The organism is Bacterioplanoides sp. (assembly GCF_965226395.1).
Lineage (GTDB): Bacteria > Pseudomonadota > Gammaproteobacteria > Pseudomonadales > Oceanobacteraceae > Bacterioplanoides.
The window spans coordinates 111321-133131 of the sequence record NZ_OZ245358.1 but is presented as its reverse complement, the minus strand read 5'-3'; the positions used below and the strand labels follow the sequence as shown (position 1 = coordinate 133131).

Annotated in this window: 21 protein-coding genes; 15 read left to right on the top strand and 6 right to left on the bottom strand. The window is 48.0% G+C overall.

Annotated elements, in window-relative coordinates:
- The first annotated feature begins 89 nt into the window (after positions 1–89).
- A complete protein-coding gene (locus tag ACO05E_RS00600) occupies positions 90–956 on the top strand; it encodes an acyl-CoA thioesterase domain-containing protein (RefSeq protein ID WP_419811067.1) in 867 nt (288 codons plus the stop codon).
- Positions 957–972: 16 nt separating this feature from the next.
- Positions 973–1521: a thioesterase family protein gene (locus tag ACO05E_RS00595; protein WP_419811066.1), complete on the top strand. Its 549-nt coding sequence runs from the start codon at positions 973–975 to the stop codon at positions 1519–1521.
- 33 nt (positions 1522–1554) lie between these two features.
- Here ACO05E_RS00595 and ACO05E_RS00590 read toward each other — a convergent pair whose 3' ends face one another.
- From ACO05E_RS00590 to xseA, 4 genes are read right to left on the bottom strand one after another with little or no spacing between them, the layout of a single operon-like run.
- The gene (locus ACO05E_RS00590) at positions 1555–2769 is read right to left on the bottom strand and encodes an HD-GYP domain-containing protein (RefSeq protein WP_419811065.1); all 1215 of its coding nucleotides are present in this window, start codon (positions 2767–2769) and stop codon (positions 1555–1557) included.
- Between the two features lie 58 nt (positions 2770–2827).
- Positions 2828–3034 (bottom strand): hypothetical protein, encoded by a 207-nt coding sequence (locus ACO05E_RS00585; protein WP_419811064.1) that lies wholly within the window; start codon positions 3032–3034, stop codon positions 2828–2830.
- Positions 3031–3867 (bottom strand): peptidoglycan DD-metalloendopeptidase family protein, encoded by an 837-nt coding sequence (locus ACO05E_RS00580; RefSeq protein ID WP_419811063.1) that lies wholly within the window; start codon positions 3865–3867, stop codon positions 3031–3033. Before ACO05E_RS00580 ends, ACO05E_RS00585 begins: the two co-directional genes overlap by 4 nt.
- 40 nt (positions 3868–3907) lie before the next feature.
- Positions 3908–5281: an exodeoxyribonuclease VII large subunit gene (gene xseA, locus ACO05E_RS00575; RefSeq protein ID WP_419811062.1), complete on the bottom strand. Its 1374-nt coding sequence runs from the start codon at positions 5279–5281 to the stop codon at positions 3908–3910.
- A 247-nt stretch (positions 5282–5528) separates the two neighbouring features.
- On the opposite strand from xseA, the gene ACO05E_RS00570 reads away from it, so the two are divergent.
- The 10 genes from ACO05E_RS00570 (at position 5529) to ACO05E_RS00525 (ending at position 16162) form a co-directional block, all read left to right on the top strand.
- Complete coding sequence (locus ACO05E_RS00570) at positions 5529–5999, top strand: DUF3015 family protein (RefSeq protein WP_419811061.1); 471 nt, start codon at positions 5529–5531, stop codon at positions 5997–5999.
- Positions 6000–6149: 150 nt separating this feature from the next.
- Positions 6150–8015 (top strand): DUF4105 domain-containing protein, encoded by a 1866-nt coding sequence (locus ACO05E_RS00565; RefSeq protein WP_419811060.1) that lies wholly within the window; start codon positions 6150–6152, stop codon positions 8013–8015.
- On the top strand, positions 7981–8871 hold the full coding sequence (locus ACO05E_RS00560; RefSeq protein ID WP_419811059.1) for an alpha/beta hydrolase: 891 nt from the start codon (positions 7981–7983) through the stop codon (positions 8869–8871). The genes ACO05E_RS00565 and ACO05E_RS00560 overlap by 35 nt, the downstream gene beginning before the upstream one ends.
- Before the next feature lie 75 nt (positions 8872–8946).
- Positions 8947–10431, top strand: a complete 1485-nt coding sequence (guaB, locus tag ACO05E_RS00555) for an IMP dehydrogenase (RefSeq protein WP_419811058.1) — start codon at positions 8947–8949, stop codon at positions 10429–10431.
- Positions 10432–10654: 223 nt separating this feature from the next.
- A complete protein-coding gene (gene guaA / locus ACO05E_RS00550) occupies positions 10655–12229 on the top strand; it encodes a glutamine-hydrolyzing GMP synthase (RefSeq protein ID WP_419811057.1) in 1575 nt (524 codons plus the stop codon).
- Positions 12230–12654: 425 nt separating this feature from the next.
- The gene (locus ACO05E_RS00545) at positions 12655–13290 is read left to right on the top strand and encodes a hypothetical protein (RefSeq protein WP_419811056.1); all 636 of its coding nucleotides are present in this window, start codon (positions 12655–12657) and stop codon (positions 13288–13290) included.
- Positions 13291–13387: 97 nt separating this feature from the next.
- The gene (locus ACO05E_RS00540; protein WP_419811055.1) at positions 13388–14377 is read left to right on the top strand and encodes a ParA family protein; all 990 of its coding nucleotides are present in this window, start codon (positions 13388–13390) and stop codon (positions 14375–14377) included.
- A gap of 29 nt (positions 14378–14406) precedes the next feature.
- Positions 14407–14706 (top strand): hypothetical protein, encoded by a 300-nt coding sequence (locus ACO05E_RS00535; RefSeq protein ID WP_419811054.1) that lies wholly within the window; start codon positions 14407–14409, stop codon positions 14704–14706.
- Between the two features lie 90 nt (positions 14707–14796).
- Positions 14797–15819 (top strand): hypothetical protein, encoded by a 1023-nt coding sequence (locus tag ACO05E_RS00530; RefSeq protein ID WP_421722715.1) that lies wholly within the window; start codon positions 14797–14799, stop codon positions 15817–15819.
- Positions 15820–15895: 76 nt separating this feature from the next.
- Positions 15896–16162, top strand: a complete 267-nt coding sequence (locus tag ACO05E_RS00525) for a hypothetical protein (protein ID WP_419811052.1) — start codon at positions 15896–15898, stop codon at positions 16160–16162.
- A gap of 122 nt (positions 16163–16284) precedes the next feature.
- On the opposite strand, the gene ACO05E_RS00520 is transcribed toward ACO05E_RS00525, so the two are convergent.
- Positions 16285–18915, bottom strand: coding sequence for a GlyGly-CTERM sorting domain-containing protein (locus ACO05E_RS00520; protein ID WP_419811051.1), 2631 nt, complete (start codon positions 18913–18915; stop codon positions 16285–16287).
- Between the two features lie 161 nt (positions 18916–19076).
- Between ACO05E_RS00520 and ACO05E_RS00515 the strand changes: the two genes are divergently transcribed.
- Together ACO05E_RS00515 and ACO05E_RS00510 are read left to right on the top strand one after the other, a co-directional pair.
- Positions 19077–19319 (top strand): type II toxin-antitoxin system Phd/YefM family antitoxin, encoded by a 243-nt coding sequence (locus ACO05E_RS00515; protein WP_419811050.1) that lies wholly within the window; start codon positions 19077–19079, stop codon positions 19317–19319.
- Entirely contained in the window at positions 19316–19579 is a 264-nt protein-coding gene (locus tag ACO05E_RS00510; protein ID WP_419811049.1) for a Txe/YoeB family addiction module toxin, read from the top strand. The genes ACO05E_RS00515 and ACO05E_RS00510 overlap by 4 nt, the downstream gene beginning before the upstream one ends.
- Before the next feature lie 17 nt (positions 19580–19596).
- Here the strand turns inward: ACO05E_RS00510 and ACO05E_RS00505 are convergent, their stop codons facing one another.
- Positions 19597–20070 (bottom strand): DUF4442 domain-containing protein, encoded by a 474-nt coding sequence (locus ACO05E_RS00505; protein ID WP_419811048.1) that lies wholly within the window; start codon positions 20068–20070, stop codon positions 19597–19599.
- Positions 20071–20262: 192 nt separating this feature from the next.
- On the opposite strand from ACO05E_RS00505, the gene ACO05E_RS00500 reads away from it, so the two are divergent.
- The gene (locus ACO05E_RS00500; RefSeq protein WP_419811047.1) at positions 20263–21786 is read left to right on the top strand and encodes an FG-GAP repeat domain-containing protein; all 1524 of its coding nucleotides are present in this window, start codon (positions 20263–20265) and stop codon (positions 21784–21786) included.
- Positions 21787–21811: the final 25 nt, after the last annotated feature.

Below are 21811 nucleotides of genomic sequence, written 5' to 3'. Positions count from 1 at the left end.
TGTAGCCGTTAGAACCAGCTAAAAAGTCATTCTGTACATGAATGGCGTATTCGGCTGATAATCACAAAAAAATAAATAATGAGGCGAGTATGAGTGAGGTGTTAACACAGTTGGTTGAGCTGTTACGGCTGGAGCCTATTGGCGTGAACCGCTTTCGTGGCCATAGCCAGGATCTTGGTTTCCGTAATTTGTTTGGTGGTCAGGTGTTGGGTCAGAGCTTATCGGCGGCGATTCAGACCTTAACCGATTCAAACTGGAACCCTCACTCGCTGCATGCCTATTTTCTGCGCCCGGGTAATGTCACCGACCCAATCGAGTTTGAAGTGGATGTGTTACGTGATGGTCGCTCGTTTGCTACCCGCCAGATTAAAGCCAGCCAGAATGGTAAGGCCATTCTGACCATGATGGCTTCGTTTCAGCACCCGGAGGAAGGCTTTGTGCATCAAGCCAGCATGCCAGAGGTTAACGGGCCACAGGGCATTCCGTCGCAGCTGGAACTGAGCCGTATGATGCAGGAGCATTTTCCGGAGCGGGTGCGGAGTATTTACACCGCCGACAAACCGATCGAAAACCGGGTACTGAACCCAGTCAATATTTTTGCCCCACAAGTCACTGAGCCGGTGAAATACGCCTGGATGAAGACCAATGGTGCGCTCAGTGATGATGTTAACCAACACGCCCGACTGTTAGCTTATGCCAGTGATTTCAATCTGATTACTACCGCATTGCAGCCGCACGGTGTGTCGGTGGCACAAAAGGATATGCAGGTCGCCAGTCTGGATCACAGCGTTTGGTTTCATCGGCCATTCCGTATGGATGACTGGCTGCTGTATGCCATGGACAGCCCCAATGCCGGTGGTGCCCGCGGATTTTGCCGGGGGCAGATCTTTAACCAGCAGGGTGAAATCGTGGCTTCCGTCGCCCAGGAAGGCTTAATGAGACAGAGGAAGGTTTAAGAGGAGTGCAGGCTAAATGATCCAACTGATTCGTTATCTGATGCTGCTGGCCCAAAGGCCTTGGAAGCCGGCGCCCGGGCAACCAAGGCCAGGCCCGTTAGGTATTCGCCAACATGAATTCTGGGTGATGCCGTGGGATTGTGATCTGAATCTGCATTTAACCAATGGCCGTTATCCGGCCTGGCTGGACTTGATGCGGACGCGCTATTTTATTGAGCTGGGTGCCACGCCCTTGTTTATTAAACAGGGTTGGCGCTCGGTGCTGGCGAGCCAGACGGTGACCTTTATTCGCGAGATTAAGCCGTTTGCAAAGGTGCAGGTCACCTCTGAGTTATTGCACTGGGATCGCAAATACCTGTATCTGGAGCATAAGTTTCTGGTGGCTGGTCAGTTACATGCGGTGGCCATCGCCCGGGTAGCGCTGTTGCAAGGTGGCCGGGTGCGCAGTCTATCAGCCATGCTGGATGTGATTCACGGTAATACCCGACAGTTTGATGCACCGTCGATTCCGGATCATATACAGGCCAAAATTGATTTATTGGAAGCGCAGAAAGCCGCGTCCTGATAGCAGGGCGCGGGTTTTTCAAGGGGAGAGCTGTCAGATGCCGAGGAAATCATTCAGACGAATGCCCCAGCGCGCCGGATCAACCGCCTGAACAATTTCGTCCTGACAGCTGGGGCGGCTCAGATCAATAATTTCAGCCGGAAGGTATTGGCGGTTTCTGGCGTGATAAATCACCCGCACAATCGGCAGACGCTGATCTTTTTCTCCGGCTTCTTCAACAATGGCCAGCCGTTCACTTTTCAGCTTCACCAAGGATCCTACCGGGTAAATGCCCATCGAACGGATAAAGCGGTGAACCAGTTGTTCTTCCAGATGGGTGCCACTCCATTCCAGCAGCTTTTTGAGTGCAGCGGTAGGCGGTAAACCTTTGTGATACACCCGGTCGGCGGTAATCGCATCGTATACATCAGCAATCGCTACCATTTTGCCTTCGCGGCAAATATCACAGCCGTGTAACCCCAGTGGATAGCCACTGCCATCAATACGTTCGTGGTGTTGCGCCGCAACCTGAACGGTGAGCGGCTTAATGCCCGGTGTTTTCTTCAGTAATTCGCGGCTATGCACGACATGCTGGCGCATAATGGCAAACTCGTCGTCGGTGAGCTTGCCAGGTTTATGCAAAACCTCATCGGGAATCATCACCTTGCCGATATCGTGCAGCATGGCGCCGACTACTGCCTGATGCATGGTGTCCCGGTCAAGCTTCATATCCCGGGCAAAAATCCCCATTAACACGGCCAGATTAACCGAGTGTTCCAGCAGGTAGTTGTCTTTTTCACGAATGCGGCCGAGACAAGCCAGAGCGTTATGATTGCGTAATACCGAATCGACCATGCCATCGGCCAGAACATCAAACGCTTCAACATCAATCGCTTTGCCGGTTTTAACATCCTGCAATACGTTGGTGACCAGGCTTTTGGCTTCGTTGTGGATTTTGCCGGCTTTGCGCATTTCTTCCTGAGCCGACACCTTATGTTGAGTGTCGGGCGTCAGCGTGGCGGCGGCCTGGTCGAGTTTTTGCTGATTGTGATGGGCTACTTCAGTTTCCGGGATGGCATCGTCAACATCCAACCCACGGGACGGATCGATATATACATCCTTGATGCCGCGGCTGATCAGCTGGTTGATAGTGGCTTGGTTCGGAATCCGGCCTTCTTTCTGGTAATTGTGGTGGGGAATCCAGTCACAGTTCAGGTCTGCAACGTACATATCAGGACGCAGCTGGTGAATGGAGATCTTCTTTTTCATGGACGCATCGGGAATTAATCAATAGCACCAGTATAGACGTCAGCGGCGCTTTGACACGTCAATCCCCGATCTTTTTTGTGTCTTTTACATTCTTTATTGTTTCGAATGTAACTGACTGATTTTTATCTAAAAAATATTTAGCGCCAGAAAAGTCAAAGCCGGTGTCCTGAGTCATTTCATCAAGGTCCGGGCGCAAACCACAGGCTGCACCTTTAACTGCCATGGTTGCTGACGTACCTGGGTTGGGTAAGTCTTTGAGGCTCATGGCTGCTTGTCCTGAGCCAGAAGCAGACGCGGGTTCACCCGGGCATTATTCAGGCTGACGCTCCAGTGCAGGTGTGGGCCGGTGACCCGCCCGGTTGCACCAATAGTGCCGAAGCTCTGGCCGCGTTGCAGCTGCGCTCCCTGTTCCACCTGAATGCTGTCCAGATGGCAATACATACTGATCAGGCCGGCACCATGATCAATAAAAACGGTGTTGCCATTAAAGAAAAAGTCACCGGTCAGAATCACGGTGCCGGATGCCGGAGCAACAATTGGCGTGCCGGTTGGTGCGGCAATGTCCAGCCCGCTGTGTGGCTTACGTGGCTGATCGTTAAAAAAGCGTTTCAGGCCAAAAGGGCTGGTTAGTGGCCCGGCAACCGGCCAGTCAAATCGTTGAAAGGGCTGTGAGGCAGAATGCTGTTGAAAGGCGGCTTGTATCTGCTGCTTTTCCTGACGCACCCGCTGCAGGTTTTTATCGGATAGCTGGACGTGTTTTCTGGCAACGGTCAGGCGTTGCTCTTTATAGGGGTAGTCGGAGATAGCAAACGGGTGGGGCTGATCATCGACCACAAGCTGGGTCTGACCGGGCGTCTGATGCAGAGGAATGCCGACTAATGCCTGCCAATGACCATCCGGGTGTTTGACGGTCATCACATGTTGGCCATTAAAGGTAACCACCGGAGTCTCTGCTTGAGTGCCAAGGTCAATGATGGCGATGCCCCCGGGAATACGGTGCTCTCTGGGCAGCTCGATGGCATGGCTGATCGTGCTGATGAATGCTGTTAAGCAGGCCAACAGGCCATATCGGAAAATTACGGTAAAACGCTTCGACATATCGACTCCCAAAATACGCGTAATGTCTCAGTCATTGATTTTAGTCTTTATTGGCCAACTCGCTATCCGAATGTGACTCAATCACTTCGCAATCCAGCCAGCCTTGATGTAATCGGGTTTGAATGCGCTCACCAGGTTTCACCTGTGCGGCGTCATCAATCACACGGCCATCCGCTTGTTGCGTCAGAGAGTAGCCCCGTGCCAGCACCTGCAGCGGACTGAGCGACTGCAACAGCTGGACCTGCTGCTGTAAGGCTTGCTGAGCGGTATTCAGACGTTGTTGAATCGTTTGCTGCAGCTGCTTTTCCAGATTCGACAGCTGATTCTGGTAGGTGTTCAACTGGCGCACCGGATGCTGATGCAGCACCCGTTGATCCAGTTGTTGTAACTGATGACTGCGCTGGCTTTGCTGGTTGTTCCAGGCTGATTGCAGGCGTAGCTCTAACTGGTCAAGTCGTTGTGCGGCGGATTGCAGCTGTTGTTGTGGTGTTCGCAGGCGATTAAATAAAAAATTCAGCGTCTGCTGTTTCTGGCGCAGCTGATTAAGCGTTGCCTGAGACAAGCGTTGCTTTAACTGCTGGAACTGGTTGTGTGCAATGGAGCGGTCTGCGCTTAATAATTCGGCCGCAGCCGACGGCGTTGGAGCGCGCACATCAGCAACAAAATCAGCGATGGTAACGTCGGTTTCATGGCCTACGGCGCTGACAACCGGCAGCTGCGAGTGAAAAATAGCCCGGGCAACGGCTTCTTCGTTAAAGCACCATAAGTCTTCCAGTGAGCCACCACCACGACCAACAATAATGGCTTGCGGGCCATTTTCCTGATTCCAGGCGGCATCACGATTGACGCGTTCGATGGCGGCGACAATTTGTGGTGTGGCTTCTTTGCCCTGTACCTGAGTCGGATAAATATCAATACGCACGGATGGATTGCGGCGTTTAAATACCGTCAGCATATCGTGCACCGCCGCGCCGCTGGGTGAGGTAATTAACGCCACCCGGCTAACCGGCTGAACCGGCTTTTTGTATTCCTGAGCAAATAACCCTTCAGCCGCTAAGCGACTTTTTAACTGCTCATACGCCAGTTGTAATGCACCTTCACCGGCGGGTTTCATGGCGTCGACAATCAGCTGATAATCGCCACGGTTTTCGTACAGCGAAACTTTGGCGCGTAATTCAACCTTGTCCCCTTCTTTCACACCAAAACGAACACCTGCTACGCGGGAACGAAACATAGCGCAACGTACCTGGGCACCCTGATCTTTTAAGGTGAAATACCAGTGCCCGGAAGAAGGGCGCGACAGATTGGATATTTCACCTTCAACCCGCACCGCAGCAAAGGATATTTCTAATAGTTGCTTGGCACGCTGGTTAAGCTGGCTGACGGTAAATACCGCATTGGAAGAAACGGACAAAATACACTCGCGTTACTGGTAATTGCACTCACGTTTAAGTGAGGTTAAGAAAAGGCGGGTTACATTATGCTTTAACACTGACGCTAAGGCTGCCATAAAATAAAACCGGCGGCTAGAAACAAAACGTTAAACAGCATCAAAGTGATGTTGGTGGTAGACAGCCAAAAACAAAGCGTCTAGTGTTACCAATCTCAGTATTTAACCGAAATGCTGATTTAAAAATTTTGATCGAACAAGGATATTGTCCATGAAAAAATTAATTGCAGGCGCAATTCTGGTAACTTCTTCCACGATGGCTTTCGCAAGCAGCCCAGCGGGTTGTGGTTTAGGTACAGCGGTTGTGTTTAAAGATGCAGACGAATGGCATGAGCACGTTCTGGCAGCAACCACCAACGGTACTTCTGGTAACCAAACTTTTGGTATGACTTCCGGTACTTTGGGTTGTGAAGCGGCTAATGGCCCATTGGCTCACGCTCAGTCTTTTATGGACGACAACATGGATCAGCTGGCTCTGGATTCTGCAAAAGGTCAGGGCGAAACTCTGGCAGCACTTGCAGAAATCATGGGTGTTGAAGCTCAGGACACTGCAGCATTTAACCGCACTATGCAAACCAACTTTGATGCAATCTTTGCTGCAGAAGGTACTTCTGGTACTGCTTATGACGCAATGACTGCTGCTATGGCGCAAGACGTTGAGCTGAAAAAATACCTGGGTTAATTCCCCGGTTTTAGCAAAAACGTAAAAAAAGGCGCGTCAGATTTATATCTGTCGCGCTTTTTTATTGTAAAACGATCACAAGGACAGGTTGCTGTTTTCGGTAGTTAAATGAGTTGTATACGGTTGTTGGTTAAAAGCTTACTTTTGTTGATGTTCAGCACCAGTGGTGTAGCGCAGGAGCAGTTGGGTGTCGTACCGCACGATAGTGAGGCAAGGCTGGCGGAGCTGGCACAAAAAAAACAGTGGCTGCATTTATTGCACGTGCGTCGTCATCCGTTTAGTCAACAAGTGATCAGTCAGAATGATGACCCCAGCTTCTTTTTATCCAATCGCGGTAAATACGATTTTCTGGCAGAACTTCGCGCCAATTATCAGGCATTTAAAGTCGTTAACCTGGCCGATAATTTATCGGCACAATGCCAGTTTCCGGCCCGTTATTTTTGGTTGAAATCACAATTTCCGGAAGGTCATTTTCAGGATCAGCCATGCTCTGAACTGGATGCCTGGCTAAACGAGTTACAGGCTCACTCATTAACGCTGATTTTTCCCGCATCTCACATTAATTCCCCGTCGTCCATGTATGGTCATACTCTGGTGCGCATGGACCGTAAAGACGAGAGCAAGAGTAAATTATTATCTTACAGCGTGAATTTTGCCGCCAATGCTGACCCCAGCGATAATGAGCTGGTGTTCAGCTACAAAGGGCTGGCCGGTGGTTACCCCGGCATTCTGTCGGTGTTGCCGTATTATGTAAAAACCAACGAATATCAGCACATGGAATACCGCGATGTGTGGGAATATCCGCTGACGTTTACTCCCGACGAAGTGCAACAATTTGCCCGCCATGTGTGGGAAGCCAAAGACGCTGAATTTGATTATTTCTTCTTTGACGAAAACTGCTCTTATCGTTTATTAGCCCTGTTGGATGCCGCGAGTGAACGCTCGGATGTTGCTGACGATTTTTTATTTAAAGCGGTGCCGGTTGATACCGTACGCTCTCTGCAACAACGAGGCTTTGTTGCCGACTCCCTGTATCGCCCGTCTGCTGCGACGGCTCTGGAATTTAAAGGCGCTCAATCGTCAGACGAGGTGCAGCAGATAGCAAAGCAGTTAGTCGAAAGTGACGATGATATTCAGATCTTGCTGGCACCCTTGACCGAGCAGCAAAAAGCCCGGGCGCTGGAATTAGCCCATGCTTATGCCCGTTATCTGGCCATTAAGAAAAAACAGTCCAGCCCGGCATTACGTAAACGCACCCTGCAATTATTATCGGCGCGCAGCAAAATCGACAGTGACAGTCATTTTGAAGCCATGCCGGAACCTGCTATGCGTGATGACCAGGGGCATCTAACCCAACGACTGCACGTCGCCCTGGGTGAAAGTGATGATAAAACCTTCAGTGAATTCAGCTGGCGCATTGCGTATCACGATGTGATGGATTTACCCAATGGTTTTGTCCCCGGGTCGCAGATTCAGATGGGGTTAATGGATTTCCGTTACTGGCACGATGAACAATCACTGCGGTTGCAGCAATTTAAGATTGTTGATGTATTGTCACTCAGCCACCAAACCTTATTCCAGAATCCAACTGCCTGGTCGGTGAGCTTTGGTCTGGATCGTTTTAAACAACAAGAGGCCGAGTTGTTTACTTATCTGAAGGTTGGCTTTGGTAAGAGTTATCTGACATCCGCCGGGCGGTTTTATGGCCTCGGCGAGACACAGCTGCTGGCGGATAATCAATTTGATCAGGGCTTTCAGCTATCCGCCGGGCCACGCTTGGGTTGGTTATTACAAACTCAGAAACTTCAGCACAATCTGGAGCTGAACTGGCAACCGCTGGTATCACACGATAACCCGGTGCGTCGTTCTCTCAGCTGGCAGATTGGTACCGAAATTACCGCTAACAGCCAATTACGTTTGGGCTTTGAACGTCAATTATTCACCTCTCAGGATGATAACGCCCGAGGTGTGCAAGGCGTAAATGAAGGGAAGTTATCGTTTGTTTGGTATTTCTAAAGCCCTGTTCAGTGCCACTCTTATGGTGCTGCTGAGCGGCTGCACGTCGCTGACATCCTTGTATTTTTATCCGCAGGAAGTCTGGATTCAGACTCCGGCTAACCTCGGCCTGGAATATGAGGATGTGTGGCTGAGCGCCGCCGATGGCACTGGTTTACACGCCTGGTGGATTCCGGCTCAGGGCTCAACCTCGCAAGGCAATCAGGTTGTGCTGTATTTGCATGGCAATGCCGAAAATATCAGCAGCCATGTGCGCAGTGTTGCCTGGATGCCAGAGCAGGGCATTGATGTGCTGGCACTGGATTATCGCGGCTTTGGCGCATCGGAAGGGCAGGCGATGATGCCGAGTGTGCTGCAGGATATTGAAGCCGCAGCGGCCTGGATTCGTCAGACTTATCCGGCTAAAGAGCTGGTGGTAGTGGGGCAAAGCATTGGTGCGGCGCTGGCGGTTAATTTTGTTGTCGAGGCGGGAGAGCGTTATCAAGTGCAGGCGTTGGTGTTAGAGGCACCGTTTGCCGGATTCCCGGAAATTGCCCGCACGGCACTGACAAGTAGCTGGCTGGGCTGGATCTTTGTTCCGGCCACCTGGTTGATCCCATCAGACTGGGACCCGCAGGATAAAGCAGCACAAATCCACATTCCGACGCTGATGATGCACAGCAAAGATGATCAGGTAATTCCTGTTCAACAAGGCAGGAAAGTTTTTAATAAGCTTTCCGGGGAGCATTGCTGGCTAGACACAAACGGGCCTCATATTGCCTCCTATTTGGATGAATATAATCGACTGATTAGTCAGAAATTTATCGCCAGACAATCCTGCGCGGCATTGGCCCTGACCCGGCCGCAAGCCCCGTAAAATCTGGCTTGGCCGGGGGGCAGGCTTCCGTTATAATGCCGCGCCTTCTCATATTCCTCACTCTGGAAGGCACTTATGTTGCGAATTGCTCAGGATGCACTCACATTTGATGATGTGCTGTTGGTACCCGGTTATTCTGAAGTTCTGCCGAATCAGGTCTCACTGAAGACCAAGCTGACTAAAGGCATTGAACTGAACGTCCCTCTGATTTCTGCTGCGATGGATACCGTCACCGAAGCTCGCCTGGCAATTGCGATGGCGCAGGAAGGTGGCTTGGGTATTATCCATAAAAACCTGACCGCTGAAGAGCAGGCTGCTGAAGTTCGTAAAGTTAAAAAATACGAAAGCGGCATTGTTAACGATCCTTTCACCGTTACCAGTAACACCACTATTCGTGAGCTGCTGGAGCTGACCGAATTACACAATATCTCGGGTATGCCAGTTGTTGATAACGACGAACTGGTTGGTATCGTTACCAGCCGTGACGTACGCTTCGAGAAAAACTTAGATGCCTCTGTTGCCAGTGTGATGACGCAAAAAGCGGATCTGGTGACTGTGAATGAAGGCACGCCAGCGGCAGAGGTTCAGAAGCTGCTGCACAAAAACCGCATCGAAAAAGTGCTGGTGTTGGATGCCAACGGCAAGCTGACCGGCCTGATGACGGTAAAAGACATCGAAAAAGCCCGTGCTTACCCGAATGCCGCCAAAGACGAACAAGGGCGTTTATTGGTTGGTGCTGCGGTTGGTACCGGTGCTGGCACCGAAGAACGCGTAACCGCATTGGTTGGCGCAGGCGTTGATGTGATTGTGGTGGATACCGCTCACGGTCATACCAGCAATGCTAACGGTACCGGTGTGATTGATCGCGTGCGCTGGGTCAAAGAAAACTTCCCGCAAGTTCAGGTAATTGGTGGTAATATTGCCACCGCTGAAGCGGCCATTGCCCTAGCTGAAGCGGGTGCCGACGGCGTGAAAGTGGGTATTGGCCCGGGTTCTATTTGTACCACTCGTATTGTTGCGGGTGTGGGTGTACCTCAGATCTCTGCCGTTGCTAACGTTGCCACTGCCATGAAAGAGTACGGTGTGCCAGTGGTTGCCGATGGTGGTATCCGCTTCTCTGGTGATATTGCTAAAGCGATTGTCGCGGGCGCTTCTGTTATTATGGTCGGCTCGATGCTGGCGGGTACTGATGAAGCACCGGGCGAAGTTGAGCTGTATCAGGGCCGTGCCTACAAGTCTTACCGTGGTATGGGCTCGTTAGGTGCAATGGGTCAGGCCCAGGGTTCTTCGGATCGTTACTTCCAGGATAAAAAAGCCGGTGTTGATAAGCTGGTTCCAGAAGGCATCGAAGGCCGTATCGCCGTAAAAGGCCCGGCTATGAGTGTGGTGCATCAGCTGATGGGTGGTGTTCGTGCCGCCATGGGTTATACCGGATGCGCGACCATTGAAGAGATGCGTACCAAGCCGGAGTTTGTGAAAATCACTGCGGCGGGTATGAAAGAATCTCACGTACACGATGTACAGATTACAAAAGAAGCACCTAACTATCGTTTGGGTTAAACCGGCGTTTGGGTTAAGCCCGTTCGGAGCTTCTGGTTGTTGATTGTAGTTTCAGTTCAAGGCATCCATCGCATGGACGCGATGGAGTAGCTTACATGGAAGTACTTGTAGCGTGCCGGCGAACTGAAACTACAATTAATAACCAAAGAATAAAGTAAAGGGGGTGAACAGTGTTCATCCCCGTTTTCGTTTTTGAAAAAGTTAAATTTTTGGTGTTGTTTTTATGTCTCAAGACATTCACGCTCAGCGTATCTTAATTCTGGACTTTGGTTCTCAATACACTCAACTGATTGCACGTCGTGTACGTGAACTGGGTGTATTTTCTGAAATTCGTGCCTGGGACATGGATGATCAGGAAATCATGGATTACAAGCCAACCGGCATCATTCTCGCCGGTGGCCCTGAGTCAGTCACTGAAGACAACTCACCACGCGCACCTCAAGCAGTATTCGATAGCAAGGTTCCAGTACTGGGTATTTGTTACGGCATGCAAACTATGGCCGAACAAATGGGCGGCAAAGTAGAAAGCTCTGAGCTGCGTGAATTTGGTTATGCGCGTATTAAAGTGGAAGGTGATTCTGCTTTATTAAAAGACATCTCAGATCACGTTGAAAACGGTGCAAAACACTTAGACGTGTGGATGAGCCACGGCGATAAAGTAACTCAAATGCCAGAAGGCTTTGAGTTAATGGCATCGACCGATTCCTGCCCAATTGCCGGTATGTTTAACGCTGAGAAAAACTATTACGGCGTTCAGTTCCACCCGGAAGTAACTCACACACTGCAAGGTGAGCGCCTGTTAGGCCACTTTATTCACGACATTTGTGGTTGTGAATCGCTGTGGACACCCGCCAAAATTATTGAAGATCAGATCGAACGAGTGCGCGCACAAGTGGGCGACAAAAAAGTTCTGCTGGGTCTGTCTGGTGGTGTTGATTCCTCCGTGGTTGCGGCACTACTGCACAAAGCGATTGGTGATCAGCTGACCTGTGTTTTCGTTGATAACGGCTTATTGCGTAAAAACGAAGGCGACATGGTGATGGAAATGTTCGCCGAAAACATGGGTGTTAAAGTCATCCGTGCCGACGCTGAAGAGTTATTCCTGGGCAAGCTGGAAGGCGTATCTGATCCAGAGCAGAAGCGTAAAATCATCGGTAACACCTTTATTGAAGTATTCGATGAAGAAGCGGGCAAAATTAAAGACGTCGACTTCTTAGCGCAGGGTACCATCTACCCGGACGTGATCGAATCCGCGGCTTCTAAAACCGGTAAAGCGCACGTGATTAAATCCCACCACAACGTGGGTGGTCTGCCAGAAGACATGAAGATGGAACTGGTTGAACCGTTACGTGAACTGTTTAAAGACGAAGTGCGTAAAATGGGCTTAGAACTGGGCCTGCCTTACGACATGGTTTACCGTCACCCATTCCCGGGCCCGGGTTTAGGTGTTCGTATTCTGGGTGAAGTGAAAAAAGAATACGCTGACGTACTGCGTGAAGCGGATGCCATCTTCCTGGAAGAGCTGCACAACTTCGACTGGTACCACAAAACTTCTCAGGCATTTGTGGTCTTCCTACCTGTTAAATCCGTAGGCGTGGTTGGTGATGGCCGTCGTTATGAGTGGGTTGTATCGCTGCGTGCAGTAGAAACCATCGACTTTATGACCGCTCGCTGGGCGCACCTGCCGTACGAGCTGCTGGAGAAGGTCTCCAACCGTATTATTAACGAGATTGAGCATATCTCGCGTGTGGCTTACGACGTGAGTTCTAAGCCTCCGGCTACGATAGAATGGGAATAATTCATAAAGCATAGCTTTATTGAATTATTCCCATTCGGTGACAAAATTTCAGGATAGAAGTTTTGGGCGAACTTTAGTTCGGCTGAAAGCCGAAGGGCAGGGATGCCCTGAGTCAATGGGAGTGATCTTCTGAGAGGAAGATAAACTCTGCTGACAAAGCCGCCTTCGGGCGGTTTTTTTGTGTCTGTTTGATATGAGTTGGTTGTTCAGGGGGCAGTGAAGTGGTAGGTTATTGATGAATCAATAGCTTTTACTTGTGCTGTTGTTGGGAGCGTAAATCCGCTTTCGAAGGGAGTGTCTTGCTAAGGAAGGTTTCAGATTGTTTTGCAGATTCTCGAAGAAGCCTTCATAGGTAGCTATAGCTTACATGCTTAGTAACCTTGTAATGTCGCATTAATAAAATTTTATGTATTTAAGGAGATATTATGCCGTATCAGGTTATTAGGCGTGACTTAACTGAAACTACTAGGAAATGCGATTTCTGCCCAAAATATTTAACTTCTCTGAAGGCTTACGTTTTAAAGGATCTAGAAACTGGAAAGTTATCTTATGCGGGGCCGACGTGTGCAATAAATAAGGCCGGCGAAGGCTCAATATCTGGGGTGCCCGATTTAACCAAATTTACGTCAGCCACAAATACTCGCGAAGTTGGTGGGCCTATAGGACAAGGCAGGGCTGGCGAAAATGATCCAGAAAAACGAGCTGTTGAGTACTTAATGCTAAGAGAGTATAAGCTAGTAAACGAACTTAAATGTTCATATTTAGTGTTAAGGGAATACTATGAAAAACTTAACTCTCAGGGGCTTTCCGAATCAGATATTCGGCATATAAACAATATTGCAGCTAAAGCGCCAGAAAACTTAACTCTTGCAACACTACAAAAAATATACAATTACTTATTCTGGATTGATGTTGGAATTGGCAAACTGCCACCAGAGAAAAACGATTTTCTAGTAGGTGTCAGAAAGACCATCGTTTCAAAAGGAAAAATATCTGAGAGGCAAAAGATCTCTATAAATAGGTGGCTAGAGAATATAGATGGCGTCCCCCAGTTAAAATAATGCATAACAAATCAACTACGCACCTTTCAAGCGCCGGACGCAACAAAGCTGCGCCGGTTATTGAGGCGTCATTCGGAAAAGATGATACGGAGGAATCATGAAGATAATTAGTGTTTTTAATAATAAAGGTGGGGTAGGGAAGACAACCTACATGTATCACATTGCCCACCTGCTAGAAAAACAAGAAAAAACCGTTCTGTTGGTTGATCTAGATAGTCAATGTAATTTATCGTCTTATTCTCTGTCTGATAGCGAATTAAAGAAAAGCTGGAATACGGAACGAGGAAATAGTATTTGGAATACTATTGAACCAGTATATGAAGGCTTGGGAGATGTTAGACAGAGGCAGCCAACCTTAGTCAAATCTGATTATCCGAACCTATATATAGTTCCGGGTGATGTTTTATTGAGCAACTTTGAAGATTCTCTTGGTGATACGTGGAATAGCGCTAAGGGTGGTGCAGCACCGGCGTTACGTGTTCAATCTGCTATATATCGTTATATCAAATGGGCTGCGGATAAAGTCCGTGCTGATGTGGTGATGTTGGATTTAGGGCCAAACCTTGGTGCGTTAAATCGATCAGTTTTAGCCGCAAGTGATTATTTTATTGTTCCAATGTCTCCTGATCTATTCTCTATTCGAGGTACAAAAAACCTGGGTGAAAAATTAGCTGTTTGGAGAAGAGACTGGGATCAATGTAACAGTGCATCGACATCCTCTATTGATCTTCCGAAAGGTGCTCCTACATTTCTAGGTTATGTTATGCAACAGCACAATGTTCGTAGAAATTCAGAAGGGATGACGAGAGGATGGTCTATTTTCGGGAGTCAAATCGAAAGTGCAGTAAAAGAAAATATTATCGATATTCTTGAGCCTTTAGGGCAGGTGCATGACTGGGGAGATAACAACTGGAATATTGGCCAAATACCAAATTTACATAGTTTAGTACCTTATTCTCTTGAAGCTAAAAAGCCAGTTTTTGATTGCACATCGAAAGATGGTTTGAACGGGGCGCATATCACAACAGCTAAAAATTCGTCCCAGCATTTCCAGCCAATCGTAAATAAACTGATGAGCGTTATATAGTCGTATAGCAGGCGTTACAGGGTGCCCTAATGAGCGAAGTACAAGAAATCCGTAAACCGCCAGGTTTTGACTTCATCATAGAAGCATTTCTTGGCTCGCCCGCTCAGACACAAATTGGAATGGTAATGTTCGCTGCCACATGGCTGATTGGCGGGAATATACTTTTTTACTTCAGTATGAAGCGCAGAGATATTCCCTACTGGAAAATAATTATTCCATCATTTATAACAATATTCGATCTAAATGGCAGGGAGTGGTTAATTCTAGCGGGCTTGGCTATTACTTCCCTGTCATTTGCCTTGTGGGGTAGTAGCGCTCAGAACGTATAAAATAGCATTAACTATAGTCAGTTTATGGCCGGGTAATCTAAAGCTGACTGCCTGTTATGGCGGCATTAGCATTCCTTACGGAGAATAAGAATGAAAGTATTTTTGAGTTGGTCAGGAGAAAAGAGCCATAAAGTAGCTCTCATCTTCCGAGACTGGTTTCCATCAGTAATTCAATCACTCGAGCCATACGTATCCTCCGAGGATATAGATAAAGGAACTAGATGGAGTACTGATATAGCTAAAGAGCTAGAAGATTCCACTTTCGGAATTCTTTGTGTAACAAAGGAGAACTTGACGGCTCCATGGCTTACGTTTGAAGCTGGAGCATTATCTAAAACTATGGATAAGAGTTTTGTGAGCCCATTTCTTTTTGATATAAAGAGATCCGAAGTGGATGGGCCGATTCTCCAATTTCAATCGACAATCTTTAATAAGGATGATGTATACAAATTATTGAAAACCCTGAATAAGGCGTGTGGGGAAGAACGGCTCACTGAAGAGCGCCTTGATAAAGCTTTCAATGTATGGTGGCCAACGTTAGAGGAAGAGCTTGGAAAACTAAGGGGGATGAAAGAAATAGAAGAGCCTGATCAAGCTAATGTATCTTTCTCTGAGTCTAGTGAAATACTTGAAGAAATATTAGATTTATCACGAATCAATCAAAAGCTCCTTAGAAACCCTGATTTAAATATTTCCGAGTCTATTTCCGAAATCAATGACAATCTCATGAAAGTACTTTCTAGGTTAGAAAAAGAAAGGCGTATGGGAGGTCCTAGACGTAAGCGAGGATTCCATCCTGGGATGATAGAAGAGCTAATGCACATGTCTCCCCGAGTGTTTGGAAAAAACCATATCCCTTTTCAAATTATTCTGAGTTTAGTCAAGGATGATTACCCGTGGCTATACGATGCCGGAATGGATGTAGTCTCGACTCTTAAGTCAGGAAAATCTATTGATGCAAAAAATAAGGCGGTATCGGAGTTCATGGATCTTGTAGAGTTTTCATCCGAGCACCCCATGATGAGAGAAATGCTAATGATTGATAAAGAACAACACATGATGCTAAGAGAGCTGCCATATATGCTTAAACACTTCTTAGAAGGAGGATTCTAATACTAACAAACAATCAGTCGGCTTTGCCGCCGCTGGCCCTTTTAGATTTACTTACATAGTAGGAGGCAGTAAAACCATGATTCTTAAAATATTATTGATAATGGCTGTTATGAGCTACTACACCACAACCTCCAAAGCTTTTAATGCGGCAATTTTCTGGGGCGTTGCTACTTTGCTGCTAAGCCTTATGTTTCATGGATTCAGTATCGGGGTTGTTCTCGGAAGTGGACTGTCGTTTTTAATTGCTCTGGGCGTCTTTAAGCTATTGGAATATGCAGAAGGTTCGGGCTATTACTGGCCAGCTTATATTGGCGGTATTTTTGTGTTGGTTGCGGTTAGTTGAGGCACACTCTGTGGTGGAAATAGGCCAGCCTGAAATAGAGGTGGCAAAATCCCTACCAACCTGCGTCAGTAGAGCAGGCAAGCAGGGTCCATTTTCTAGGTCAGAGCAAAGAATGCCAGTTACTAAATCTGCACTTTTCTGCGCAACAGTAATAGTGCTCCCAGCATCAGCAGGAATCCGAAGTTAACAGCACCACCGCTGCTTGAACTTTCGGAGCTGTTATCTGAACCGTTTTCTACTTCTGCTTCACCAGAGGAGTTATCGGCCGGAGAATCATCGCCAGGGGCTTCATCAGCTGGAGTTTCATCAGCTGGAGTTTCATCAGCTGGAGTTTCATCAGTTGGAGTCTCATCAGCTGGAGTTTCATCAACCGGTTGTTCTGTTTCCGGCTCTTCCTCGACCGGTTCGGTAACTTCCCCAGCTGGAACAGTGAAGCTTAATACCAGTTTGTCGCCGGTTTCATTAAAGGCCAAAGCAATATTTTCTGCGGCATCCAGGCCGTTAATCGCTACCGTTATTCCATTATCGATAATGGCGCTGGTATTAGTGGTTTGTACCAATACGATTTCATAGTCACCCGCGCTAAAACTTGCCATGGCATCAATAATAATGTCACCCGCTAAGGTTAGTGCTTCCGATTCAATCAGTGGGCTGCCTTCGGTTAAGGTCAGTACATTATCTTTAGTAGCTTGTGTTGTACCGGCAATATTAAAGGTGATTTGGCTGTCTTGTCCGATGATTATTTCCGGCGCGTACAGGTAGCTGTTGCTCAGAGTTAATTCGGACTCTAATAATCCAACAATGGTTGGATCGGTCGTGGCGATCTTCATGGTCGAACCACCGGCAATATAACTTTGCTCAAGGTGGATGTCAGAGAGCATGTTATAGGTGGCGGGCATCGGGGAGGTGGTATCACACACGCTGCAGTCGTTATCCAAACTCACACTGCCTAAAACCACTCTGTCGGTAACGTCCATCGCGACTTGTTCAAAGTCGATATCATCTTTGGCGGTATAGGTGCCTTGGTTTAAGGTAGTGTCTTCTTTTAAACCTGAAATCTGACCAATATAAGCGTCGTCGCCGACGAAGAAGCTTGGGATATTTTTAAAGCTCACCGCAACTTCAACCTGATGGCGGCCACTTACAATATTGTCTGCGTCAGGCGAAGACGAGGGGAATATTTCAGGCTCTAGCGCGGCGATTTCAACGTCGGATGAGCCACCATTGAAGTTGATACTGTCGATATTCTCAAATCTAACAGTCGCTTTTTTAATAACAGTACCTTGTGAACCGCCTTGTATCAGGCCAATCACAAAGTCGTCATCGCCTTCAAAACTGGCGATGTCTTTAAAGCTGGCCGTTGCTGTGCCATGCACATAACCCGTGCCCAATGAACATTCGGTTTTGGCGATGTTCAGATCGTCGTCTAAAAACAGCCGATTGATGTTGGAGAATTCTGTGTCGTTATTCACCACGGCCACACCGTCAAAGGCAGAATCAGCGCATAAACCTTCAGTACTGGCTAACTTAAGATCTTTCGCCTCAAACAGGGTGGTGATATCGGATACTGTTAAGGCAGAAGTGGCGTCGATGGTGACGCCTTGCATAGCGACGTTATTGGCTTCAAAGTCAGAAGCGATCAGGTTGCCGCTGGCTACAAAGGAATCCACTTCGGAGATGGTCAGGCTGCCATCCAGATCAAAGGTGGCCTGAGTAAGCGAAGTCTCCTCCGATGCGGTGGCCGCGGCGGTGGCGATTTTTATTTCCTCTGACAGTGTAATGCTGGTGATGTCTTTAAATTCGACATCCGCGGTCGCGGTGACGGTTTCTGTATTTAATTCACCTAATACCGGGGCGGCGATCATCAAGGCGGTATTAGCAGAGGAAGTATTTTGATTGCTGATGCTATTCGTTTCCGACACCAATAAGCTGCCGGATAGATCCATAGCCGCGCCGACCTGGATAGTTGAAGAGACACTGCCGACCGCAATGGTGTCAACAACATCCACATTCTGGCCCATAACTGATAAGCTGCCGGAACCTTGCTCTGTTCCCAAAGCCAACCAGCCTGCATTAACCGGCACGCTGCCGTTAATAGCGTGACTGCCATTGTCGAGAAAGGCGTATACCGAGGAGTCTGGTAAAACACCGTCTTGCCAATGGCTCACATCGGCATAATTCGACTCATCAGCACCGGTGTAGAAGTTACTGGTATCAACCAGAGTGACACTACCTGCACTGGTATTGGCAATTGGAATGGTGACCCAATCACCGTCGGCATTTTTGTATCTTGGTGGGTAACTGTCATCGTCCAACACGCTGATGGTGTAGGCGTTCTCAGAAATGATGTTGCCATTAGGCTCAAAACGCATATAACCGATCAGAACCTCAGTATCACCGCTTATATATTGCAGGCCTTCATCGATATCAAAGTTAGCAATGTAACTCGCCTGTCCGTCCTGAATGCTGCCTGAGCCGACAGAAGAGGAGTTATCGTGGTTAACCACAAAATAATCTGAGTAATTGTCAGCGTAGATACCGCCAGCCGGGGTTAAAACATTCTCGTATCCCATTTCTAAACCAAAACCATATACCGCAGTGTTTTCCGGGTTCAGATAAATGGGTAAAGACAGGAATTCATCAAAACTATTGCCAGTGGCGTCGCCCAGACGAAGTGTGACGGCATAGGATGGCATTGCCATAGTCATCGTCGTGAGTAGCAGGCATGAATATTGGGTGAGTGGCTTGAGCATGTTAATTCCCTGGATTTTTTTGATTTTCAGGGATCATAAATCAGCAAAGTGCAAGAAATGTGCAAACAGCGGGGAAATGTAATGTCTGGCAGTGCATCTTATATAGCTACAATATTGACGATCCGTACGTCAAGGCGTACGCTTTCTTGCAGAGGTAAATTATGACGACACTTAATGCGACAGAAGCCCGTTCTAAACTTTATGCCCTGATGGATGAGACGTCATCCAGCCACAAGCCTATTGTCATTACAGGCAAAAGAGGCAATGCCGTGTTGCTTGCTGAAGAAGACTGGAACGCCATCAATGAAACCCTTCACTTGCTTTCAATTCCTGATATGCGTGAATCAATTCGGGAAGGTATGGAGACAAGCCTGGATGATTGCAGCCAGGAATTAGATTGGTGAACTGGAGTCTGTACTATACCAAGCAAGCTCAAAAAGATGCCAGAAAATTAGCATCTTCCGGTCTTAAGGATAAGGCTCAGGAGCTACTCAGGATTATTGAAATTAATCCCTATCAAAACCCGCCTCCTTACGAGAAGTTAGTGGGTGATCTGGCGGGTGCATACTCTCGTAGAATCAATATTCAACATCGTCTGGTTTATCAGGTTTTAGAAGCGGATAGGGCAATTAAAATCCTGCGGCTTTGGACTCACTATGAGTAACAAACAGATCTGCAAACTCAAGACTTACGCCGGATATAAAGCTTTTTCTCAACCTTAGCCACCAGGTTGTCTTGCTCGTCTTTAATCACAACCTCATAGGTTGGCAGGTATTTCTCGCCATTGGCGGTGTTGGCTTTGATGTCAGCCAGCATCTCATCGGTAATCAGAAACTGTGCTTTCACCACGCCGCGCCCGGGGCTGACAAATTTAATCGAAGCCTCGGCATCCCAGACAATGTAATCACGTCCCAGATTATTCATCACCAGCAGCATATAAAACGGGTCAATCATCGAAAACAGGCTGCCGCCGAAGTGAGTACCAACATAATTGCGGTTGTACCAACGTAATTTCATGCTGACCCGGGCTTCGCGGAAGTCTTTAGCCAGATACTCAACCTTCACACCGGCCCCTAAATAAGGGCCGTAGATATTCAGAATACGGCGCAGCCCGGAAGCTGAGGTTAACCATTCCTGAAAGCGTTGAATCATCATAACCTGGACCTTATAAAGCTGACGTTGTTACAAGCAGAGCCGTTTTAACAGACTATAATCGGAAAATCAGTAGCTCTGGTGACGCAAACTCAGGGTTTAAAGATAAAAAACACACTTTTCATAACTTAATAGTTTTAATAATAAGCCGCTTGCCGTCGATAACACTCTGGTATCGGCCAACGGAGATTGCTTATGAAAATTGCCCAGTCACAGGTTCATCTGAATGGTCGTTACCAGCGACAGCAGGTCTCAGAAGCCGTATCCCAGCGCTCATTACCGGTATTAGGATCGGAATCCAGATCTGAATCCGGTTCAGCACAAACAACCTCGACGCAAACCGTTGAGCTCAGTCGCCGTGCTTCCGAGCAACAAGCGCTCACGTCTTATTCCAGCGTTTTCTCCCAGTACACCAATAAAGCGAGCGAGTTCAGCAATGAGCAGTTGATTCGTAATAGCGTAGAGACGGTGTTGGAGCAGCGACTGACGCTGACGAATCAACGCTCTGGCCTGATTATTAATGGTGTTAATGTCAGACCCGCACAAATTCAGATTGAGCAGGTACTGACTACCGAAGAGCGTGAGCAGTTTGTGTTCGAAACGCTGGGCAAGGTCACCACCGCCGATGGGCGAGATATTGATTTTATGGTTTCGTTGGAGCTGGATCGCTCCACCATCACCGAGCAGCAGATGTTCTATCAGGGGGAGTTTGTTCTGGTTGATCCGCTGATGATCAATTTTGAAGGCGATATGATTGAGTTCAGCGATCTGAGTTTTGACTTTGATCTGAATGGTGATGGCCAGGCTGAGTCATTGGCGCAAACAACGCAGGGCAGCGGTTATCTGGTGTTTGATCAAAACCAGAATGGTGCAATTGACGATGGCAGTGAAATGTTTGGGCCTCAATCGGGCCAGGGGTTTGCCGAGCTGGCCGAGTATGATGTCGATGGCAATGGCTGGATTGATGAAAATGATGCGATTTTCCAGCAGCTGCAGATTATGACATTTGAAGACGGAGAAGCGATTAATTTGTCACTGGCGGAGGCCGGTGTTGGTGCTTTTTACCTCGGTCATGCCGAAGCGGATTATCAATTACAGGAGGATGATGGCCGTGTGATCGGTAACCTGAAGCAATCCGGTGTTGCCCTGTCAGAAGATGGTCAGGCGCTGATGTTTCAGGAAATCCATCTGGCCACTCAGGGCGAGTCTGAGATCATATTGGATGCCTCTGATGGTATTTCGTTTTTGCTACCCGCATTACCACAATTTGAACTGAACTCTGACTCCGGTGTGTTCGCGGGGGAGAGCATTGAGATTAATACCTCCTTCTCTTTTTCTTTTGCGCTGGCGGAGAGTGCTGCGTCATTGTCTGGCTCGGCAACAGCAGCATCACAAACGCCACCGGCACCAACGACATCACGACAGAGCATTCGCGACTGGGTAAGTCAGGTGATGTTTGGTCGTGATGCCGAAGTCCGGCAGAACGGCCCGCAGCGGAATCAGGAGGCGGTGAGCAGCAGTGATAACGCTCAACAGGCGGGTAACCCGTTTATGGATTCAGAGGTATTACAGCAGCAACAGATTGAATCCCGGGTATTTCGTTTACGTTCTATGGTGGAAGAGCTGAAGTCGATTGAAGTGGAGCAGCAAAAGAAGTATCAGCAATACGCTGAGCAAACCATTACCAATTATAAAAAGGTGAATCGCTTAAGGTTCTGAGGCGATAAACAGGTATAAAAAACGC

Coding starts and splice junctions, on each gene's coding strand:
- guaB (WP_419811058.1), top strand. CDS start 8,947: ATGTTGCGAATTGCTCAGGATGCACTCACATTTGATGATGTGCTGTTG.
- ACO05E_RS00515 (WP_419811050.1), top strand. CDS start 19,077: ATGACGACACTTAATGCGACAGAAGCCCGTTCTAAACTTTATGCCCTG.
- ACO05E_RS00560 (WP_419811059.1), top strand. CDS start 7,981: ATGAAGGGAAGTTATCGTTTGTTTGGTATTTCTAAAGCCCTGTTCAGT.
- ACO05E_RS00565 (WP_419811060.1), top strand. CDS start 6,150: ATGTTCAGCACCAGTGGTGTAGCGCAGGAGCAGTTGGGTGTCGTACCG.
- ACO05E_RS00570 (WP_419811061.1), top strand. CDS start 5,529: ATGAAAAAATTAATTGCAGGCGCAATTCTGGTAACTTCTTCCACGATG.
- ACO05E_RS00600 (WP_419811067.1), top strand. CDS start 90: ATGAGTGAGGTGTTAACACAGTTGGTTGAGCTGTTACGGCTGGAGCCT.
- ACO05E_RS00540 (WP_419811055.1), top strand. CDS start 13,388: ATGAAGATAATTAGTGTTTTTAATAATAAAGGTGGGGTAGGGAAGACA.
- ACO05E_RS00535 (WP_419811054.1), top strand. CDS start 14,407: ATGAGCGAAGTACAAGAAATCCGTAAACCGCCAGGTTTTGACTTCATC.
- guaA (WP_419811057.1), top strand. CDS start 10,655: ATGTCTCAAGACATTCACGCTCAGCGTATCTTAATTCTGGACTTTGGT.
- ACO05E_RS00595 (WP_419811066.1), top strand. CDS start 973: ATGATCCAACTGATTCGTTATCTGATGCTGCTGGCCCAAAGGCCTTGG.
- ACO05E_RS00545 (WP_419811056.1), top strand. CDS start 12,655: ATGCCGTATCAGGTTATTAGGCGTGACTTAACTGAAACTACTAGGAAA.
- ACO05E_RS00500 (WP_419811047.1), top strand. CDS start 20,263: ATGAAAATTGCCCAGTCACAGGTTCATCTGAATGGTCGTTACCAGCGA.
- ACO05E_RS00520 (WP_419811051.1), bottom strand. CDS start 18,915: ATGCTCAAGCCACTCACCCAATATTCATGCCTGCTACTCACGACGATG.
- ACO05E_RS00525 (WP_419811052.1), top strand. CDS start 15,896: ATGATTCTTAAAATATTATTGATAATGGCTGTTATGAGCTACTACACC.
- ACO05E_RS00585 (WP_419811064.1), bottom strand. CDS start 3,034: ATGAGCCTCAAAGACTTACCCAACCCAGGTACGTCAGCAACCATGGCA.
- ACO05E_RS00590 (WP_419811065.1), bottom strand. CDS start 2,769: ATGAAAAAGAAGATCTCCATTCACCAGCTGCGTCCTGATATGTACGTT.
- ACO05E_RS00505 (WP_419811048.1), bottom strand. CDS start 20,070: ATGATGATTCAACGCTTTCAGGAATGGTTAACCTCAGCTTCCGGGCTG.
- ACO05E_RS00580 (WP_419811063.1), bottom strand. CDS start 3,867: ATGTCGAAGCGTTTTACCGTAATTTTCCGATATGGCCTGTTGGCCTGC.
- ACO05E_RS00530 (WP_421722715.1), top strand. CDS start 14,797: ATGAAAGTATTTTTGAGTTGGTCAGGAGAAAAGAGCCATAAAGTAGCT.